The sequence below is a fragment of the Sulfurihydrogenibium sp. YO3AOP1 genome (assembly GCF_000020325.1).
Taxonomy (GTDB): Bacteria; Aquificota; Aquificia; order Aquificales; family Hydrogenothermaceae; genus Sulfurihydrogenibium.
On the sequence record NC_010730.1, the window covers coordinates 1,426,222 to 1,443,651 of the forward strand.

General features: G+C 28.7%; 16 protein-coding genes. 4 read left to right on the forward strand and 12 right to left on the reverse strand.

Annotated elements, in window-relative coordinates; all coding sequences use genetic code 11:
* Window positions 1-75: 75 nt before the first annotated feature.
* Genes SYO3AOP1_RS07125 through galT form a run of 3 tightly spaced genes read right to left on the reverse strand, consistent with a single transcriptional unit; the run spans window position 76 to window position 3,095 of the window.
* The gene (locus SYO3AOP1_RS07125; RefSeq protein WP_012460050.1) at window positions 76-633 is read right to left on the reverse strand and encodes a hypothetical protein; all 558 of its coding nucleotides are present in this window, start codon (window positions 631-633) and stop codon (window positions 76-78) included.
* Window positions 630-2,063, reverse strand: a complete 1,434-nt coding sequence (locus SYO3AOP1_RS07130) for a glycogen/starch synthase (RefSeq protein ID WP_012460051.1) — start codon at window positions 2,061-2,063, stop codon at window positions 630-632. Before SYO3AOP1_RS07130 ends, SYO3AOP1_RS07125 begins: the two co-directional genes overlap by 4 nt.
* Window positions 2,064-3,095 (reverse strand): galactose-1-phosphate uridylyltransferase, encoded by a 1,032-nt coding sequence (galT, locus tag SYO3AOP1_RS07135; RefSeq protein WP_012460052.1) that lies wholly within the window; start codon window positions 3,093-3,095, stop codon window positions 2,064-2,066.
* 505 nt (window positions 3,096-3,600) lie between these two features.
* Between galT and rfbA the strand changes: the two genes are divergently transcribed.
* Genes rfbA through rfbB form a run of 3 tightly spaced genes read left to right on the forward strand, consistent with a single transcriptional unit; the run spans window position 3,601 to window position 6,023 of the window.
* Window positions 3,601-4,488, forward strand: a complete 888-nt coding sequence (rfbA, locus tag SYO3AOP1_RS07140) for a glucose-1-phosphate thymidylyltransferase RfbA (protein WP_012460053.1) — start codon at window positions 3,601-3,603, stop codon at window positions 4,486-4,488.
* A gap of 3 nt (window positions 4,489-4,491) precedes the next feature.
* The gene (gene rfbC, locus SYO3AOP1_RS07145; RefSeq protein ID WP_012460054.1) at window positions 4,492-5,058 is read left to right on the forward strand and encodes a dTDP-4-dehydrorhamnose 3,5-epimerase; all 567 of its coding nucleotides are present in this window, start codon (window positions 4,492-4,494) and stop codon (window positions 5,056-5,058) included.
* Window positions 5,055-6,023: a dTDP-glucose 4,6-dehydratase gene (gene rfbB / locus SYO3AOP1_RS07150; RefSeq protein ID WP_012460055.1), complete on the forward strand. Its 969-nt coding sequence runs from the start codon at window positions 5,055-5,057 to the stop codon at window positions 6,021-6,023. The genes rfbC and rfbB overlap by 4 nt, the downstream gene beginning before the upstream one ends.
* Here the strand turns inward: rfbB and SYO3AOP1_RS07155 are convergent.
* The 4 genes from SYO3AOP1_RS07155 to SYO3AOP1_RS07170 form a co-directional block, all read right to left on the reverse strand.
* Window positions 6,008-7,219, reverse strand: coding sequence for an RNA-guided endonuclease TnpB family protein (locus tag SYO3AOP1_RS07155; RefSeq protein ID WP_012460056.1), 1,212 nt, complete (start codon window positions 7,217-7,219; stop codon window positions 6,008-6,010). The two genes, rfbB and SYO3AOP1_RS07155, sit on opposite strands and share 16 nt — an antisense overlap.
* Window positions 7,203-7,619 (reverse strand): IS200/IS605 family transposase, encoded by a 417-nt coding sequence (tnpA, locus tag SYO3AOP1_RS07160; RefSeq protein WP_012460057.1) that lies wholly within the window; start codon window positions 7,617-7,619, stop codon window positions 7,203-7,205. Before tnpA ends, SYO3AOP1_RS07155 begins: the two co-directional genes overlap by 17 nt.
* Window positions 7,620-7,651: 32 nt before the next feature.
* Window positions 7,652-8,776: a DDE-type integrase/transposase/recombinase gene (locus SYO3AOP1_RS07165; RefSeq protein WP_012460058.1), complete on the reverse strand. Its 1,125-nt coding sequence runs from the start codon at window positions 8,774-8,776 to the stop codon at window positions 7,652-7,654.
* 246 nt (window positions 8,777-9,022) lie between these two features.
* Window positions 9,023-10,195 carry a hypothetical protein gene (locus tag SYO3AOP1_RS07170; RefSeq protein ID WP_012460059.1) on the reverse strand — a complete coding sequence of 391 codons (1,173 nt, stop codon included), beginning with the start codon at window positions 10,193-10,195 and terminating at the stop codon, window positions 9,023-9,025.
* A 579-nt stretch (window positions 10,196-10,774) separates the two neighbouring features.
* On the opposite strand from SYO3AOP1_RS07170, the gene wbaP reads away from it, so the two are divergent.
* Complete coding sequence (wbaP, locus tag SYO3AOP1_RS07175) at window positions 10,775-12,187, forward strand: undecaprenyl-phosphate galactose phosphotransferase WbaP (protein WP_012460060.1); 1,413 nt, start codon at window positions 10,775-10,777, stop codon at window positions 12,185-12,187.
* Between the two features lie 17 nt (window positions 12,188-12,204).
* Here wbaP and SYO3AOP1_RS07180 read toward each other — a convergent pair whose 3' ends face one another.
* From SYO3AOP1_RS07180 to SYO3AOP1_RS07205, 5 genes are all read right to left on the reverse strand, one after another.
* Window positions 12,205-13,425, reverse strand: coding sequence for a WcaI family glycosyltransferase (locus tag SYO3AOP1_RS07180; protein ID WP_012460061.1), 1,221 nt, complete (start codon window positions 13,423-13,425; stop codon window positions 12,205-12,207).
* 9 nt (window positions 13,426-13,434) lie between these two features.
* A complete protein-coding gene (locus tag SYO3AOP1_RS07185; RefSeq protein WP_012460062.1) occupies window positions 13,435-14,541 on the reverse strand; it encodes a glycosyltransferase family 1 protein in 1,107 nt (368 codons plus the stop codon).
* Between the two features lie 141 nt (window positions 14,542-14,682).
* A complete protein-coding gene (locus SYO3AOP1_RS07190) occupies window positions 14,683-15,732 on the reverse strand; it encodes a nucleotide-diphospho-sugar transferase (protein ID WP_281340641.1) in 1,050 nt (349 codons plus the stop codon).
* On the reverse strand, window positions 15,665-16,798 hold the full coding sequence (locus SYO3AOP1_RS07195) for a glycosyltransferase (protein WP_012460064.1): 1,134 nt from the start codon (window positions 16,796-16,798) through the stop codon (window positions 15,665-15,667). The genes SYO3AOP1_RS07190 and SYO3AOP1_RS07195 overlap by 68 nt, the downstream gene beginning before the upstream one ends.
* 373 nt (window positions 16,799-17,171) lie before the next feature.
* Window positions 17,172-17,408, reverse strand: a complete 237-nt coding sequence (locus SYO3AOP1_RS07205; RefSeq protein WP_041674591.1) for a hypothetical protein — start codon at window positions 17,406-17,408, stop codon at window positions 17,172-17,174.
* Window positions 17,409-17,430 lie beyond the last annotated feature (22 nt).

Genomic DNA, 17,430 nt, shown 5'->3' on the forward strand with positions numbered 1-17,430 from the left:
ATAAAACATCCTGAGGACTTTAGTCCGAAGGATCTCTTATGTATCGTATTTGTGCTTTGTAATTATTTTATCCACCTATCTTTTAGAAGATGGAGTTTCTATTAGTAATTCCTTGATTCCTGCAACCTCTAAATCTTTAACTTTTAAAAGCTCTTCTAATTGCTTTTTATCTAATTTAGATGGGATTTTTTTCTCTAATTTATTGGACTTATCAAACCAGATTTCCTCATCTTCAAAAGAAAGAACATCAGATGGTGCGATGATTTCATTAGACTTCAATACGAATTCATCGTTTATAGACAAGATAGCATAAACTTTCTTAAATGGTGCATGATAATGAATGTATACATCACCATAATGGTTATATACTTTTGTTTTTAGTACTTCTACATCTTCTACAAATAGCTTTATCTCCGGATAACTTTCTTTGTATTTTTCTATGTTATCTTTTGATAGCATCCAGTATATAAAAAATCTTGACGGATTAACAGGTAAAATAGTAATTCTATTTACATCAAAATAATCAGGTATTTTATACTCTTTTAACGTTGGTTCAAAGACATCTTCAGATTTATGTTGTATATGACTTGAAAAATTGTCCTCTGTCAAGCTTAGCTTAATTAGTTCTGTCATATTTTAACCTCTCTACTATACTTTAAGCTCTCGTATAGCTTTATATACTTTTTGGCTGTGTTGTTGATGGAAAAATCTATCTCCATAACTTTTTTTTGTAAACTTTCAAATAATTTCTTATTATTATATAATTCCACAGCTCTATAAAGTGCATTTAAAAATTCATCTTTTATTGGATTTTTAAATAAAATTCCATATCCGTCTGGCTGTGATACATCCTTAACTGTATCTTTCAAACCTCCTGTATCTCTTGCAACAACCAAAGTCCCATATCTCATTGCTATCATCTGATTAAGACCACAAGGCTCAAACAGTGATGGCATTAAAAGAAAATCGGCTGCAGCATACATTTTCCTGCTGAAAGCCTCATTGTAATCAACCTTTATAAAAATATTTTCATATTTTCCTTCGATAGATTTAAAAAAGTCATTGTATCCTTTATCACCAGTTCCTAAAATAGCAAAGTTTGCAGGCATTTTAGACATTTCTTCTATTGAATCTCTAATCAAATCAACGCCTTTTTGATGTGCAAGCCTTCCGATAAAAATATAAAGTGGCTTTGCTTCATCTTTAAGTCCAACTTCTTTTAAAAACAGCTTTTTATTAATAGATTTTTTTTGAATTGTAAAAACACAATAATTTTCATAAATATATTTATCCGTCTCAGGATTCCAGACATCATAATCTATCCCATTTAAGATTCCATATAGCTTATTTGAATACTTCCTAAGCACTCCATCAAGTCCATAGCCATATTCTGGAAAAGTAATTTCTTTTGCATAGGTTGGGCTAACTGTTGTTATGGCTGAGCTAAAAACTATTCCACCTTTTAAAAAATTCACTTTATCATAATACTCTAAGGCTTCCATATGAAACAGATCCCAGCCAAGATTAAGTCTTTCTATTGCAAACTTGTCAAAAATACCTTGATATGCAAGATTATGTATTGTTATAACCGTTCTCACATGATGATTATTGTATTTGTGATAATTTAAAACTGGTATTAAAGCTGTTTGCCAATCATTTACATGAATCAAATCCGGATTTAAATTTTCTCTTTTGATAAACTCCATAACAGCATAGCAAAAAGATCCGAACCTAATATCGTTGTCTGGATAGTCACCTTCCGGTGGTCCATATAGATAATCTCTTCCAAAAAGTTCATCATTTTTTAGAAAGAAAAATGTGGCATCGTCTATTTTTTTATAAACTTCAAAAGTATAAACTCTGTTATTTAGATTAACATCTACAGAAGCATCTATCTTGATAATTCCATGTTTATTTATATCTACTGTTTTATACAACGGCATAAATCCAAATACTTTAACACCTTGCGAGGCAATTTTTCTCGGTAAAGCTCCTGTAATATCAGCAAGTCCGCCTGTTTTTGCAAAAGGATATATTTCGCTTGATACAAATACTACTTTCATTTAAATCACCTCAATTAAATATTTTGCTGCATCTTCCGGCGTCGTTGGATTAATATAATAATCGGTCCCAAGCTCGAATCCTGCAAGGGTTGTTAATCTCGGTAAAATCTCAATATGCCAATGAAAATGTAAATCAAGACCTTTATATATTTCTTCATCGGTAATAGAATTTCTTATAGGTGGTGAAGTATAAAGGATTAGATTAAAAGATGGGTTTATTAGAGTTTTATTCAATTTTCTAACTGAAAATTTTAAAACATCCGCAAGGTCTTTTAGTTGTAAATCTGATATGTTTGTAAAATCATGGCTATGAAATTTAGGTGCTATTTTTATTTCAAAAGGGAATAAGCTTGCATAAGGACAGTAAGCTATAAAACTATCATTTTCATAAATTGTTCTAATTTTTAAATTTTTTTCAGTTTTTATCTCATCACATAAATAACATCTTTCTTTTTCATAAAAGTATTTTTTAGATTGAAGTATCATCGTTTTTTGTAATTTTGGAATGATAGGTAAGGCTATTAACTGGCTATGGCTGTGCACTATACTTTTTCCTGCTTCTTTACCATGATTTTTAAACACATGAACGTATTTTATCCTAAGGTCTTTATATAAAGCTGAAACCCTTTGTTTAAATGCAATGAACATATATATAAAATCTTCATCTTCAAAATCTTGTATATGTTTAAAATGGTCTGGAGTTTCCACAATAACCTCATGGGCACCAAAACCACCTATTTTTTCAAAAATAAATTCTCCTTCTCTGATAGGTGGATTTTCTATTTTTAATGCGGGATATTTATTTGAAAAAACTCTAACTTTCCATCCTGGTGTGTTTGGCGGGGAATCATCGGGTCTTATTGCAAATATCTCAGGTGGTGTTTTATCTTCATTTCCGTACTCAAATGGGCATTTAGATGGGTCTGTAGATTCTTCATAAATTGAAATATTGTATTCATGGGGTCTTCTTGCCCGGTCAGCAGATATAATCACCCACGTATCTTTAAGAAAGTTATATCTTATCTCGTTCATATTTTCACCTCTTTTTAAAATTATTATAATTCATTATTCATTAGTGTTTAAATATGTCAGGTGAAAAATTCAATAAAAGTAGGAGATTCTTTGCCGGCTGCAGAATGACAAATAAGGTTATCCTTTCTCTGATACCTATCATTCAACTTTTTCCCGTCATCCTGAGGACGTAAGTACGAAGGATCTCATTTTTAAATTCTATAAAAATCACTAATTTCTCACCCCCAAAGTATTATTATAATTCATAAGTGTTAAAATTTCATTAAATTGTTAATTTTGTCAGGTGAGAAATTCAGAAAATTATTAGATTCTTTACACAGATTGAGAATGACAAGCAAAGTGACCGGTTTGGAGGAAGTTTTATTTTTAGCATTTACTTGAGGCTTTATTTTTATAATTCAGGAACCAAGTGAAGAATCTTATAGCTTTTAATTTCCCTGAGATCAATGAGTATAAGTAATATGCTAAAATATAAGAAAAAAGGCATAAAACGGAGTCTATCATAATGAAAGCAGTTATACTTGCCGGTGGAAGTGGGACAAGATTATATCCTGTTACTATCTCAATAAACAAACATTTTTTACCAATTTATAACAAACCTATGATTTATTATCCTTTGTCTCTTGTTATGCTTCTTGGAATTAAAGATGTTATGTTTATAGTTAATCCGGAAGATTTAGACTCTTTCAAAAAATTATTTAATGATGGCTCTCATCTTGGAATGAACATTCATTATAAAATTCAAAATAAACCAAACGGACTTGCAGAAGGATTGATTCTTGCAGAAGATTTTATAAAAGACGATAATGTGTTTTATCTTCTTGGAGATAATGTTTTTTTTGGTCATGACCTAACAAAAGTTTTAAAAGAAGCAAAAGAAGATGTTGAGAAAAATGGCGGAGCTTATGTGTTTGGATACTACGTAAAAGACCCAGAAAGATTCGGTGTGATTGAGTTTGATGAACTAGGAAATGTTTTATCAATAGAAGAAAAACCCAAAAAACCAAAATCTAATTATGCAGCTGTAGGGATGTATTTTTACGATAAAAAAGCTGTAGATTATGCAAAGAATGTAAAACCATCAGAAAGAGGGGAGCTTGAAATTACATCTGTTAATGAGATGTACTTAAAAGATAAAAAGCTAAAAGTAAAGCTGCTTGGTAGAGGTTTTGCATGGTTTGATGCAGGAACCCATGACAGTTTTCTTGAAGCCGGAGAATTTGTTGCAACAATAGAAAAAAGAACAGGTTTAATGATAGGCTGTATAGAAGAAATAGCCTACAATAATGGATGGATTTCGAAAGAGCATCTTTTAAAATTAGCACAACCGCTTAAAAAGACAGAATACGGTAAATATCTTTTAAGTTTAGTAAAAGAACATGAAAGGAGCTAAGTAATGCCATTTGAAATAATTGACACTGAAATTCCCGAGGTAAAAATAGTCAAGTCAAAAGTTTTTGAAGATGCGCGGGGATTTTTCTTAGAATTTTATAAAAAATCTGACTTTGAAAAAGCCGGATTAAATGTTGAATTTGTTCAAGATAATCATTCTAAGTCTGTTAAAGGCGTGCTCAGAGGACTTCATTTTCAAGAAAAACCTTACGAGCAAGGTAAATTGGTAAGATGCATAAAAGGAAAAATTTTTGATGTGGCAGTAGATATAAGACCGGATAGTCCATACTTTAAAAAATGGGTAGCCGTTGAATTATCTGAAGAAAATAAGCTTATGCTATGGATTCCGCCAGGATTTGCTCATGGATTTTTAACCTTATCAGAAGAAGCAGAGATAATTTATAAAGTTTCCCATAACGAGTATTCTCCAGCTTATGACAGAGGAATAATATGGAACGACCAAGATATAAATATAAAGTGGCCATTAGAAACTATTGATAATCTTATCTTATCAGAAAAAGATAAAAAACTTCCAACTTTAAAAGAATATATAAAGGAGATAAAAAGATGAAAATTTTAATCACCGGTGGAGCTGGTTTTATTGGAAGTGAATTTACAAGACAGGCTGTAAAAAAAGGCTTGGATGTTGTAGTTGTAGACAAATTAACATATGCTGGAGATTTAGAGAGACTCAAAGAAGTTGAAGAAAAAATTACATTTTACAAAGCAGATATTACAAACAAAGAATTTATTGAATATATCTTTAATAAAGAAAAGCCCAATATTGTAGTACACTGGGCAGCAGAAAGTCATGTAGATAGAAGCATTTTAGACCCGACTCCTTTTATTGATACAAACGTAAAAGGAACACAGGTATTACTTGATGTTACAAGAGATAATAACGTTAAATTGTTTATAAACATAGCAACTGATGAAGTTTATGGTGAGCTTGGCGAAGAAGGTCAGTTTTATGAAACTACTCCACTTGTACCTAACTCTCCCTATTCTGTATCCAAAGCTTCAGCTGATATGCTTGGAAGAGCTTATTTTAGAACCTATGGATTACCATTAATCACTGTAAGACCATCTAATAATTATGGTTGGTGGCAGTATCCAGAAAAACTTATACCGGTTGTTATTTTAAAAGCTTTAAGTAATGAACCTATCCCAGTTTATGGTCAAGGATTAAACATTAGAGAATGGTTGTTTGTCTCTGATTGTGCAGATGCAGTTTTTGAAATTATAGAAAAAGGTAAAGTTGGAGAAATTTATAACGTTGGAAGCGGTCAAGAAAAAAGAAATATAGATGTTGTAAAATCTATTTTAAAAATATTAAATAAACCTGAAGATTTAATAACTTTTGTTAAAGATAGACCAGGTCATGATTATAGATATTCATTAAATACGGATAAAATAAATAAGGAAATAGGCTGGAAGGCAAAGGTAAACTTTGAGGAAGGTATAGAAAAAACAGTTAAATGGTATTTGGACAATTTAGACTGGGTTAATAGAAAGGTGAACTACTCCACCTTATAGAAGGTGTGGCTTCCTGCTTCACAGCATGATGGCTTTTTAGGTACCCATTGCTGGATACGGTCATCCGCCAGAGCATGCTCCACAGGCTTGAATTCGGGTCGCTCCAACCCTACTTTGTATAAGTTTATAGATGCATTTACACCTCTATCGTGATGTGTCCCACATATAGGACATTGCCAATATCTATCAGACAGCTTCAACTGTTTATGTTTATACCCACATACATTACAGAGCTTAGAGCTTGGATAGAACCTGTCAGCTATAATGAGAGTTCTTCCATACCAATCTGCTTTATACTCTAAATATCTAACAAATGTTCCAAATCCGCTGTCTGATATTGATTTGGAGAGATATGGATTTTGTTGCATACCTTTAACACTCAAATCCTCCACCACTATGACTTGGTTTTCGTCAATAATGGCTTTGGATAGTTTATGTAGAAAATCGTTTCTTAAATTTGCTACATATTCGTGTTGTTTTGCTAACTTTCTTCTTGCTTTCTCAAAGTTTTTAGACCCTTTTTGTTTTCTTGATAATGCTCTTTGTAATCTCTTTAGTTTTTTCTCAGCTTTTAACAGATATTTAGGATGCTCTATCTTGTATGTCCCTGTATCATCTGTTATTGTTGCGAATTCTTTTAAGCCTAAATCTATACCACAAATTTTGTTTTTAGATTGTTTTACTTTATTTTTAACATCTTCAGTTTCTACCAATATAGACACATAATAATTACCGCTTTTTGTTTTTGTAATGGTTACAGATTTTATTTTCCCTTCGAACTTTCTATGCAATTTTATTTTTATTCCGTCTTTGATTTTCGGAAGATATAGTAGTCCTTTTTCGAAATCTATTTTGATATTGTTCTTTACTTTGTTAGTTGTGTATGCCTGTTTGTCTTTTTTCTTTTTAAATTTAGGGAATTTATAGTGCTGTGGGTTTTTGAAAAAATTCTTGAAAGCTTTTTCTAAATTTAGTTGTGCGTTGGCAAGTGCTAAGCTGTCAACTTCCTTTAGAAAAGGAAACTCTTCTTTATACTTGGCGGGAGTAATTGTAGGTAGTGGTTGTTTATTTTTTAGAGCTTCTATTTTTTCTGCCAACATTTTATTCCAAACAAATCTAACACATCCAAAGGTTTTAGCAAAAAATATTCGTTGTTCTTTATTTGGATATATACGGTATCTATACGCTTTTAGCATTGCCTTGACTCTTTATGTATTTCTGTATCATTTCCATAGGTGCTTCACCACTCGTAAGCAGACAGTAGCTTTTAGACCAAAAATGCTCTTTCCACAGATGCTTTCTAATTTCAGGAAATTGCTTTTTTATTATTCTTGAAGATGCACTTTTATAAGCATTTATAAATTTAGATAACTCTGTTGTAGGTTTTGCTTTGAATAAACAATGAACGTGATCTTCTTCACTTTCCCATTCCATTAGTGTTATTCCATAATTTTTGCCTATTTCTATGAACATCTCTTTAAGCTTCTCTGAGATGTCTTTGTTTATCACCTTTCTTCTATATTTAACAACTAAAATTAGATGATAGTATAGCAGAAATACTGAATGTTTATTTGTATCAAATTTATTAGCATTCATACGGATTATTATAATACGAAACTGAATAATTGTCAAGATGTTGTATAGGTCATACCAGTTTGGGAAAATTCCGATTTTCTTGAATTTATAATATCACAAAAGTATGCAATAGGTGATTTTTTGTTTAAACTATGATGAGGTCTTTCTATGTTATACCATAGCATATACTCCATCATTTTTTTATTAAACTCATAAACATCTTTTAATTCATAATCTTCGTAGTACATGATAAATTCATCCTGTAATGTCCTATTCATTCTCTCTACATATGCTTGTCCTTTTGGATATCTTGGATAGTTAAAATAATGTTTTATATCTTTTTTCTTTAATGCTTTGCTAAACTCGCCTAAGAATTCGCTCCCATTATCTGTTTGTATACCTTTTATCTCAAATGGTATTGCTTTTATTAATTTCTCTAAAAAGTCCTTTGCGTTTTTACTGTTTAGCCTGTCATATGCAAAAGTAAAAGAGATTCTTGTTTTTACATCCTTGGCTACAAATATATAAACTTTTCTACCATTTACATATTCATGCTTTGTATCTATTTGTACCAATTCTCCTGGTTTTGTTGGTTTTTTGTCTTTATATCTATCTTTCTTTGTTTTCTTTTTATCTTCTTTCACTATTAGCTTTCCAGTTCTTCCGTTGATTGTGATTCTTTGCCTGGCGTACTCATGATTTAACTTCCTTTCCTCTTTAAGCATTTTTATTATATTTCCAATTGAACTTGCAGATATCGTAGGAATATTGTGCTGCTTGCAGAGTTTATCAAGTAAAACCTTTATTTTTTCTTTCCCAAGCTTAGGATGTTTCTTTCTTATTTCTAAAACTAATTGTTTATGTTTTTCTGTTATTTTTTGTAATTTTTCTAATTTCATTCCTTTTTTTGATATATAACGATTTTTAAGAGATACAGGATTGTTATTACTGCTTTCATACTCTTTAATCCATCTGTATATGGTAGATTTTGATACACCAAAAGCTTCAACTGCAACCTTCACTGAATGTTTTAAAGCAAATTCTACTACTTGCAATCTAAAGATTATTTCTGGATGTTTTTCCATAACATCATCTAATTCTTTTACTTGTTTTAAAAGCTTTCTTTCAAGTGTATTAATTCTCTGAATGTAGGTAGATGTTCCTAATCTCTTTCTCATCTTTATCCCCCGATTTTCATAATTTTAAATTCTTATATTATATTTTCCCATATTTCTTTTAGCTTATACAGATGTTTTAGCAATTCATCCCCACCTTATAGAATGTGGGAACTTCTTGCTATAATTGTGTTAAACTATCTAAAATCTTTTTGGGAAAAGGTTTATAAATGATTGTGGGTTATATAATAGAACAAGGTAATTATTTCTTACTTGTTAGTCTAAAGGACTTGAAAATCTGAAAATCTGTTAGCCTTGTTTTATGGCACTATAATAATTTTCAGCAATTCCAAACATGAGAAAATACAAAGGTAAAATTGCATCCCACATACCGCTAAATATTCCACCTACAAGAAAATATGCAGGAAAAACTATGAATGGTAGCCCTATGATTTGATTAAATTCAGAAAGTTTTACAGTAATGGCAAACTTAAAAAATCTATACATTAAAAATATTATTCCAATTAAACCTATCAAGCCAATATTTATAAGTTCAGAGATTAAAAAAATTGATTCATAAGACCTTCCAACCGGTGATGGTGGCTCTAATCTTTCTCCCGCTGCATACCCATGACCTATTAGCAGAGGAAGAATATTTCCATTTTCAATATCTTTTTTTATAACTTCTATTCCTTTCTTTCCAATTTCCCATCTTAAACTTGAAAATTCGTTTAATTGTTGATCAGTTAGCTCTTTTCCTTGAATTAAATGTATAACCATATTTTTATGCCTTGGAAATTTTTCAAATGCGTAAAATACACCTACAATAGTAATAATTATAAAGGTTGAAATTAATCCATAAACCCATTTTTTACTAACATTTGTAATTCTAATAATAATGACAAAATATAATATATACGCAAATATTAATCCAATCATTGGATTTCTCTTGCCAGAAAAAAACACCAAGAATGTAAAAACTAAGAATAAAACAAAAAATAGATATTTCCATCGTTTTTTATTTTCCAATAAAAATAACGTAAAAGCTGATAGGCTTCCTAAGGTAAAAATAATCCCTATTTCAAACTCTCCGCCCCAAATCGGCTTTAATACACCATTAAAATAGTAATAAGTAGTAACAATCGCTTCTACCGTGCAAAATAAAACTATTGTGTAATTTACCTTTTTAAACAGCTCATATGATGGCGTGAATAAATCTTTTGCAAAGTATGTAATGTTAAAAAACGTCTGATTTAGTGCTCCTGTTATTTCGTGTGGTTTGCCATAGATTGCCGAGCTTAAAATAGACGGCGTAATTATCATAAAAAGTGGTATCTTTAAACGTCCATTTAATTTTATTTGTCTTTTTGCAATTAAGTATATTTCATATAGAAGAAATAAAATTAAGACTCCTGTAAATACAGAGATTGATAAATAAGCTGATGCAAACATAATTATCAGCCAGTTTTCTTTATTTTTCATTTTTCCTCCGATTTATATTAAAAGTTTTAAAAAAATATAAGCTTGATAAAAATTTTTTTTGTTATTTGATTCACTATATCCATTATACCTAAACACAGAAGACGACATTTTTTAAATTTTGATAATTTAATTGTTTTTATTTATATTCAAACCTATACTTTAAGTGAGAAATTGGTAAATCTTGTAAAATTCATCAAGAGATGTTTCGGACAAAAGTTCTGAGGATGAGTAAAGAGTAATGGGTAGTTAAATAGATGTCTCACGTCTCACCTTTTACGTACGGGCAATTTATGAATTGCCTCAACATACAAACCTCTAACTTATTCTCTTCTTACAGCCGAGAGAAGATTCTCATATCTTTATTGAATTTCTTACCCGATGTATGATTTATTTTATGAATACGGTTTTATCTCTTTAATATAATGTCAATTATATTAAAAAATGTAGATTAAAATTTAAAGTGTAAATAATAATTGACAAAATTTATTCATTTATGATAACAAAAATCATTATGATAAAATAATACTTTAAGGATAATGATAATTACTTATAAACGTTGCGGTTTGGAGAAGTTTTTGAATGAAAAAAATTTTAAAAATAATCCTTTTACTTGTGTTTGATTTATCTGCATATTATCTGTCTTTGTATTTAGCATTTTTAACAAGAAAGTTTTTATCCGTCAGTATTCTAAAAGATATTGATTACAATTATACTTTTAGCTATCTTCTAAGTTTTTGGTGGATACCAATTATTTTTCTATTTTTCCTGTGGTATGAAAAATTATATACAAAAAACTATCCATTTTGGGATGAGATCAAACAAATTATACGAGCTATTAGTTTTTCTATTATTTTTATATTTTTTATATTGTCCCTATCAAAACAAGCTCATTTAGTCTCAAGGTTGACGATAATCTTCTTATATTTCTACTCGATAATATTTTTCCTTTTATTTAGGCATTTTGGTAAAAAAATTTTGTTTAGCTTCTACAGAAATCCTATCTTAATTATTGGCGCTGGCGAAACAGGAAAGAGTGTAGCAAAAAGTATAATAGAAGACCCGCATCTTGATTTTGAGATTAAAGGTTTTTTAGATGACAATAAAGAAGGATATATTGAAATAAACAATAAGAAATATCCAATTCTTGGAAAAATTTCTAATATAGAAATTCTTAATGAAATAGACACAGTAATCATTGCAATGCCATCTATAAATTCAAACAATCTTAATGACTTGATTAATAAAATTCATAGACATACAAAAAATGTATTTATTATCCCGGCTTTAAATGATATAGGTTTGTTAAATAGTGAAATTTATAATTTATTTAATGAAAAGATGTTTTTACTTAAAATTGAAAATCATTTAGAATCCGGCATAAATCAAGCCATAAAAAGATTTTTTGATTTAACTTTATCGGTCTTAATGCTACCTATCTTATTGCCTACCATACTAATTATTGGAGTATTAATAAAGCTGGACAGTAAAGGTCCTATTTTTTATACTCAAGAAAGAATAGGAAAAAATGGTAAAAAATTTAAGGTAATAAAATTTAGGTCAATGTATACAAATGCAGATGAGTTATTAAAGGAGTTTTTAGAAAAAAATCCTGAACTAAGAGAGGAGTTCGAGACTTTTAGAAAATTAAAAAATGATCCAAGAGTGACAAAAGTTGGAAGATTCTTAAGAAAAACTTCATTAGATGAACTGCCTCAAATATTTAATGTTTTAAAAGGTGAAATGTCCTTAGTTGGTCCAAGACCGGTGACTAAAGAAGAAATTGATAAATATTATAAAGATTACGCAATCTATTATTATGAAGTTTTGCCCGGTATTACAGGCTTATGGCAGATTAGTGGAAGAAGCGACACTTCTTACGATGAAAGAGTTGAATTAGATGTTTGGTATGTGAAAAATTGGAATTTATGGCTTGATATAGTTATCTTAATAAAAACTATTAAAGTTGTTTTAAAGAGAGAGGGGGCTTATTGAATATTAAGAATTTTATTTTATTTCAATAATTCTTCTATTTTTGACCTAAATCTTTCAAGCACTTTCTCATATGAATAATTCTCTAATATAAACTCTCTCGCTTTAAATCCTGTTTCCTTAGCATAGGATGGATTTTCTTTTAACTTATAAACAAAGTTTACACACTCTTGAAGTTGTGATGGTTCAAAATATCCTTCTCCTTGAGATTTTTTAAAGATTTCGTTTAATTCTGAATTAATATTTCCAGTTACGAGCGAAGGCTTTCCACTTGCCATCATACCTAAAATTTTTGAAGGCATTACAGAATCTATTACGTTACTTTTTTGAAAAAGAATATGTAAATCAGCACTACATAGTAGGTCTGAAAGCTCTTGCAGTGGAACTGGATCGTATATCTTAAGGTTTTTTAGATTTGTAGTTTCTTTTATTAATCTTTCTTTAAAAGCACCATCCCCAACTACAATAATTTCTATTGAATCATCTTTTTCTAAAAAGCCTGCAAATTTTTTAAAAAATTCCCAGTCTTGTTTTGCACCAATATTACCGCTGTATAAAATTTTAAACTTACTTGAATTTAAGTATCTATGTTTACTAGAAGTTTCGGGATTTATAAAATTTCCATCGACCCAATTAGGTAATAGAAATGTTTCCGATGAAGTTTTCTTTTTGAGCTTTTCAATCATTTTATAACTTATAGTGCTTACAATATCTGCTTTATTAAACAGCTTAGTTTCTATATAAAATAGAAAATTAGCAAAAACTTTTTTGAATTTACTATTTTTACTCAATAATCCAGATTCTATAGCTGCGTCAAACTCGAAGTCTTGTATATGAACCCACAGTTTTCCTCCTTTAAATTTTTTAACCAAAAGACCAAGGATTATAGATGATGTAAACGGTACTATGCATATAGTTAAATCACTTTTTTGAACTTTAAAAGAATTTTTGATACTACCAATGGTAAAATCTATCATATGTAATATTCTCTTTTTGAAAGAAGGATCTTTAGGAACATATTGTTTATACCTATAAATTTTAATACCTTTAATTTCTTCAAAATAGTATTTTGGTAAATCTTTATATTCTTGTTTTATCTCCCATTGTGGATAGTATGGAAATCCTGTAATAACATTTACGTTATAAAATTTAGATAAATATTCAGCCATTTGTGTTGTATAAAGACCGGTAGAGCTATCTTCTGGATAAAAATTGATTCCTATTATCGTTATAGTTTTCATAAAATTACCTTAAATTCCTTTTTCAATCTCTTCATATACTTTTAAATTTCTTAGCAAAAAATTTTTCCAACTATATTTATTTAAGAGTTCATTATCTGTACAATAATTTTTATATTCATCATCAATCTTTTTTATCGCAGTATTTAAGGATTTATAATCATAAGGGTTAAAATAAATAAACTTTTCTCCATAGACTTCGTGTAAAACTTCAATATCTGACAAAATAATTGGTTTGTTAAAACTAAGAGCTTCTAAGGGAGTTAGAGCAAAACCTTCAAAGAGTGAAGGGCAAACATACGCATAACAATTTTTATAAAGAAAAGCTTTTTCATCTTCGTTAATAGATTCTAAAATTATCACATTGTCTAAATTTTTTGATAGGTCTACACAGTATTTAAAATAATCTTCTTGGATTGAGGATCCTGCTAAGACAAAGATAATATCCTTGTTTTCTTTTGCAGCCTTAATCATAACTTCATGGTTTTTTAGTTTATAGAAGCTTGAAAGATAAAACACAAATTTTTTATTTTTTAAATTTTTTATAATATCTTTTATATTTTCTAATTTAAAATCTTTCTTTACGTATGGTAGACCGTTATATATTGGGATAAAATTAATTTTTCTTTTTAAGAATCTTTCTAACTCTCTACCTGTAACTATGGTTGTTGTTAAAATTTTTTTAGAATTTAACGCTGAGTATTTTATAATCAAATTTGAAAGCCAAGTAGCCAAGAAACTTCTACCATGCATACTCCTTGGAAGCATAAAAGTGGTAGAAGCATGAAAAAAAAGTATTTGTGGTTTAATGCTAAATACAGTCCCTAAGGTAGCTGGTGAATGTAAAATATCACAATTATATTTTTTTAAGTAGTAATTTATGATCATCTGGTCATATACTAATCTGGTTGGGAGATTTAAATTTTTAACTATAATGAATTTTATTTTGTCATGAAGTTTAACGTTAGAAAAAAATTCTAAATATGCCCTTTTTTGAATAAGTATAAAAATCTCTAAATTTATATCATTATCAGAAAGATATTTAGATAATTCATAAACATAATTTGATATAACTGTGGAATAACCTGTATGCTTTTCTGTAAGTATAAGCGAGTTCAATAGAATCCTCATTCTACACTCTTAAACAAATTAAATATTTCAGAAATTAATATCTTAATTTTAAAACAAAGCGTTACATAAGATATATTGTAATACATCACATCTGAAGTTTCCCAATTTAATACTCTCATTCTTGACAACCTAACCTTTAAACTTTTTATAAGATCTATATAAAAATAAAAACAAAGGAAGAAAATTATCTCTCAAAAATTTATTTGACTCAAGAAAATTCCTGAACTTACGTCTTAAAACTGATAAATGATTTATATTAAATTGTACTTTTTCAATTAATCTATCATATTCTTCATTTATTTTAATATCCTCAGGATGGACTAACGGAAAATCTAATTCTTCCAATTTAAGTCCCTTTAAATGTGCTGGAACCCATGTTGTATATATCGCGTCTTTACCATAGCCAATATTTAGAATAAGATTTTGTTTAGGGGTTATCGTTAACAGATTTTTTTTGAAAAGTTGATAAGTAAATTGGGTATCCCAAGTAAGGTTGGGATTTCTATGAATTTGATCAAAAATAGTAATCCAAAATAATTTTACTACATTATCTTTTGTTATCATATCTAAAAAATCAGTTTTCTTAATATGTGGCCAATCCTTTGTATACATATCTTGATACTGCCACCTATCTCTCCATGTAGCCCATCCCCATTTTAAATCATATTTAGAGAAAAAATAACTATAAGGATAATCTTTTTTGGGAAATGGATTAAAGCCTTGAATAACAGCAATTTTTTTGTTATTTCTATATTTATCTAATAGTTCACTACAAAAGTGGAAAAAACTAATCGATGGCAAACAATCATGTTCAAGTATTATTCCTTCTTCTTCATGCGAAAAAAACCAATCAATAGCGTCATTTGGACCAAAACCAACTCCCAAGTTTTTATCTCTAAATCTTGTCTTTATATCACATCTCCAATCCACATTATTTATAATAAAATTCCTAACTTGCATAACCTTTTCTTTCTCAGCTTCATTTCTTGGACCATCAGAAGCAACATATAATTTTATCGGTTTTACCTTTTTTATTTGCTCAAAAACTTTTTTAGTAGTATCTAATCTATTAAAAACTACAAATAATATAGGTTTTCCAAATTGATTCATCTTATTTTTCCCCACTCTTAAATAAATTAACAATTTCATAAATTTTATTTTTCCATTTACAATTTTCATAGTCTAAGTTATAATTGATTTTATTATCTCTCTCAAGAATGATTTTTTGAATTGTCTCAAATAAACTTGTAATATTTCTTAAATTAAAGTAATATCCTTTATCTTTTAATAGTTCTTTATAAATTGGCATATCTGGAACGATAATTTTTTTACCGGTTAAAATAGATTCAATTATTGGAAAACCATAGCTTTCACTGCTTGATGGGAAAATAACAATATCTATGTTTTCATAATAGCATCTAATTTCATAATAGCTAATTTCACCTAAGTTAACTACTATATCTTTAAGGCTTTCTGAATTGTCATTTAGTAAATGTTTATATTCATTTTCTTTTAAAGTTAAAAATATTTTTATTGGTAGATTGTTCTCGTTAATGTACTTAGCCAACTCTGAAATAATCCAAAAATTCTTATTTGGATGGAACTTTGCAGGAAGAAACATCTTTATATAGCCGGCATATTTTAAAAATTTTTCACTAATTTTTTTATAATTTTTCTCATCACATCTAAACTCATTTTCTGGAGGAATCATTTTGTGTAGGAATATTTTTTTAGTGTGTTTTGATAGTTTGTCTTTTATAAATTTAGTCTGCACTAAATAGATTGGATCTTTACTTTTTAATGTTAAAAAAAATAATTTTTTTTCCAAAATAAGTTTTAATTTTTGTTTTAATGATTTAAATGGATTAATGTTTTCAACATAATGAGGATTATGGAAAAGTACTATTTGCTTTTTTCTTGTAAATAAAGATGCAAAGTTGGCAGTCATGAATATGTAGTCTATTTTATATTTGTGTGAAATCCATGGAGTGTATATATGATCATAAAATAATTTGTAAATAAATCTTGGCTCTACATTTGGATACTCAACTGTTATTATATTGCATTTATTATATAAGTCTAATTTTTTAGCTTTATTTATGATTTCATCAACTTTTGGCATGATGATGATAAATTCAGCTTCTTTATTTTCTTTGATAAATTCACTAATTCCTTCTAAATAGCCTAAGGCTACTGTCTTTGGTCCACCTTGAAAAAGACTTATCATATTAATTAGGATTTTCATTATTAAAATAAACTATTTATAAATTTGATTAATTTCTTTATCTTATTTTTAATTATCATATATGGGTAATATATTTTAATATGCCAAAATGACAAGTTCATCTGCTCTTTATTTTTTAATTTTGATTTTGTAAATTCATTTATAGTCTGTTCAATAAACTTTGCAGCAATTCCATTCATATGTATAAATGATACTGGATAATTTACATATTTTATTTTTAAATTTCTGTAAGCTCTCAGCAAAATTTAGTAATCCTCGGCTAATTTAAAATTTGGCAATGGCTTTTTAATATCCTCTGATCTTTTAGATTCTTGCATAATTAATTACCTCTAATTTTATAAACATCTCAGATCTTGTCTCTCCCTCTCAACTTTTACCTCTCACTTTCCTTATACTTTCCATGCATATCATTATATCTTATAATATCATCTTCTTCCACATACTCACCAACTTGAACTTTTATTAGCTCTAATGGAATTTTTCGGGTATTAACTAATCTAAGTTTAGTTGTTTTTTGAATGTATATACTTTTATTTTTACGAACAAAGTATTCTTTTATCTCTCCATTGTTTTCCATAACCACTTTGTAGTGCCTTTTACCACTATCCAATGTTCACTCCTGTGATAATGTA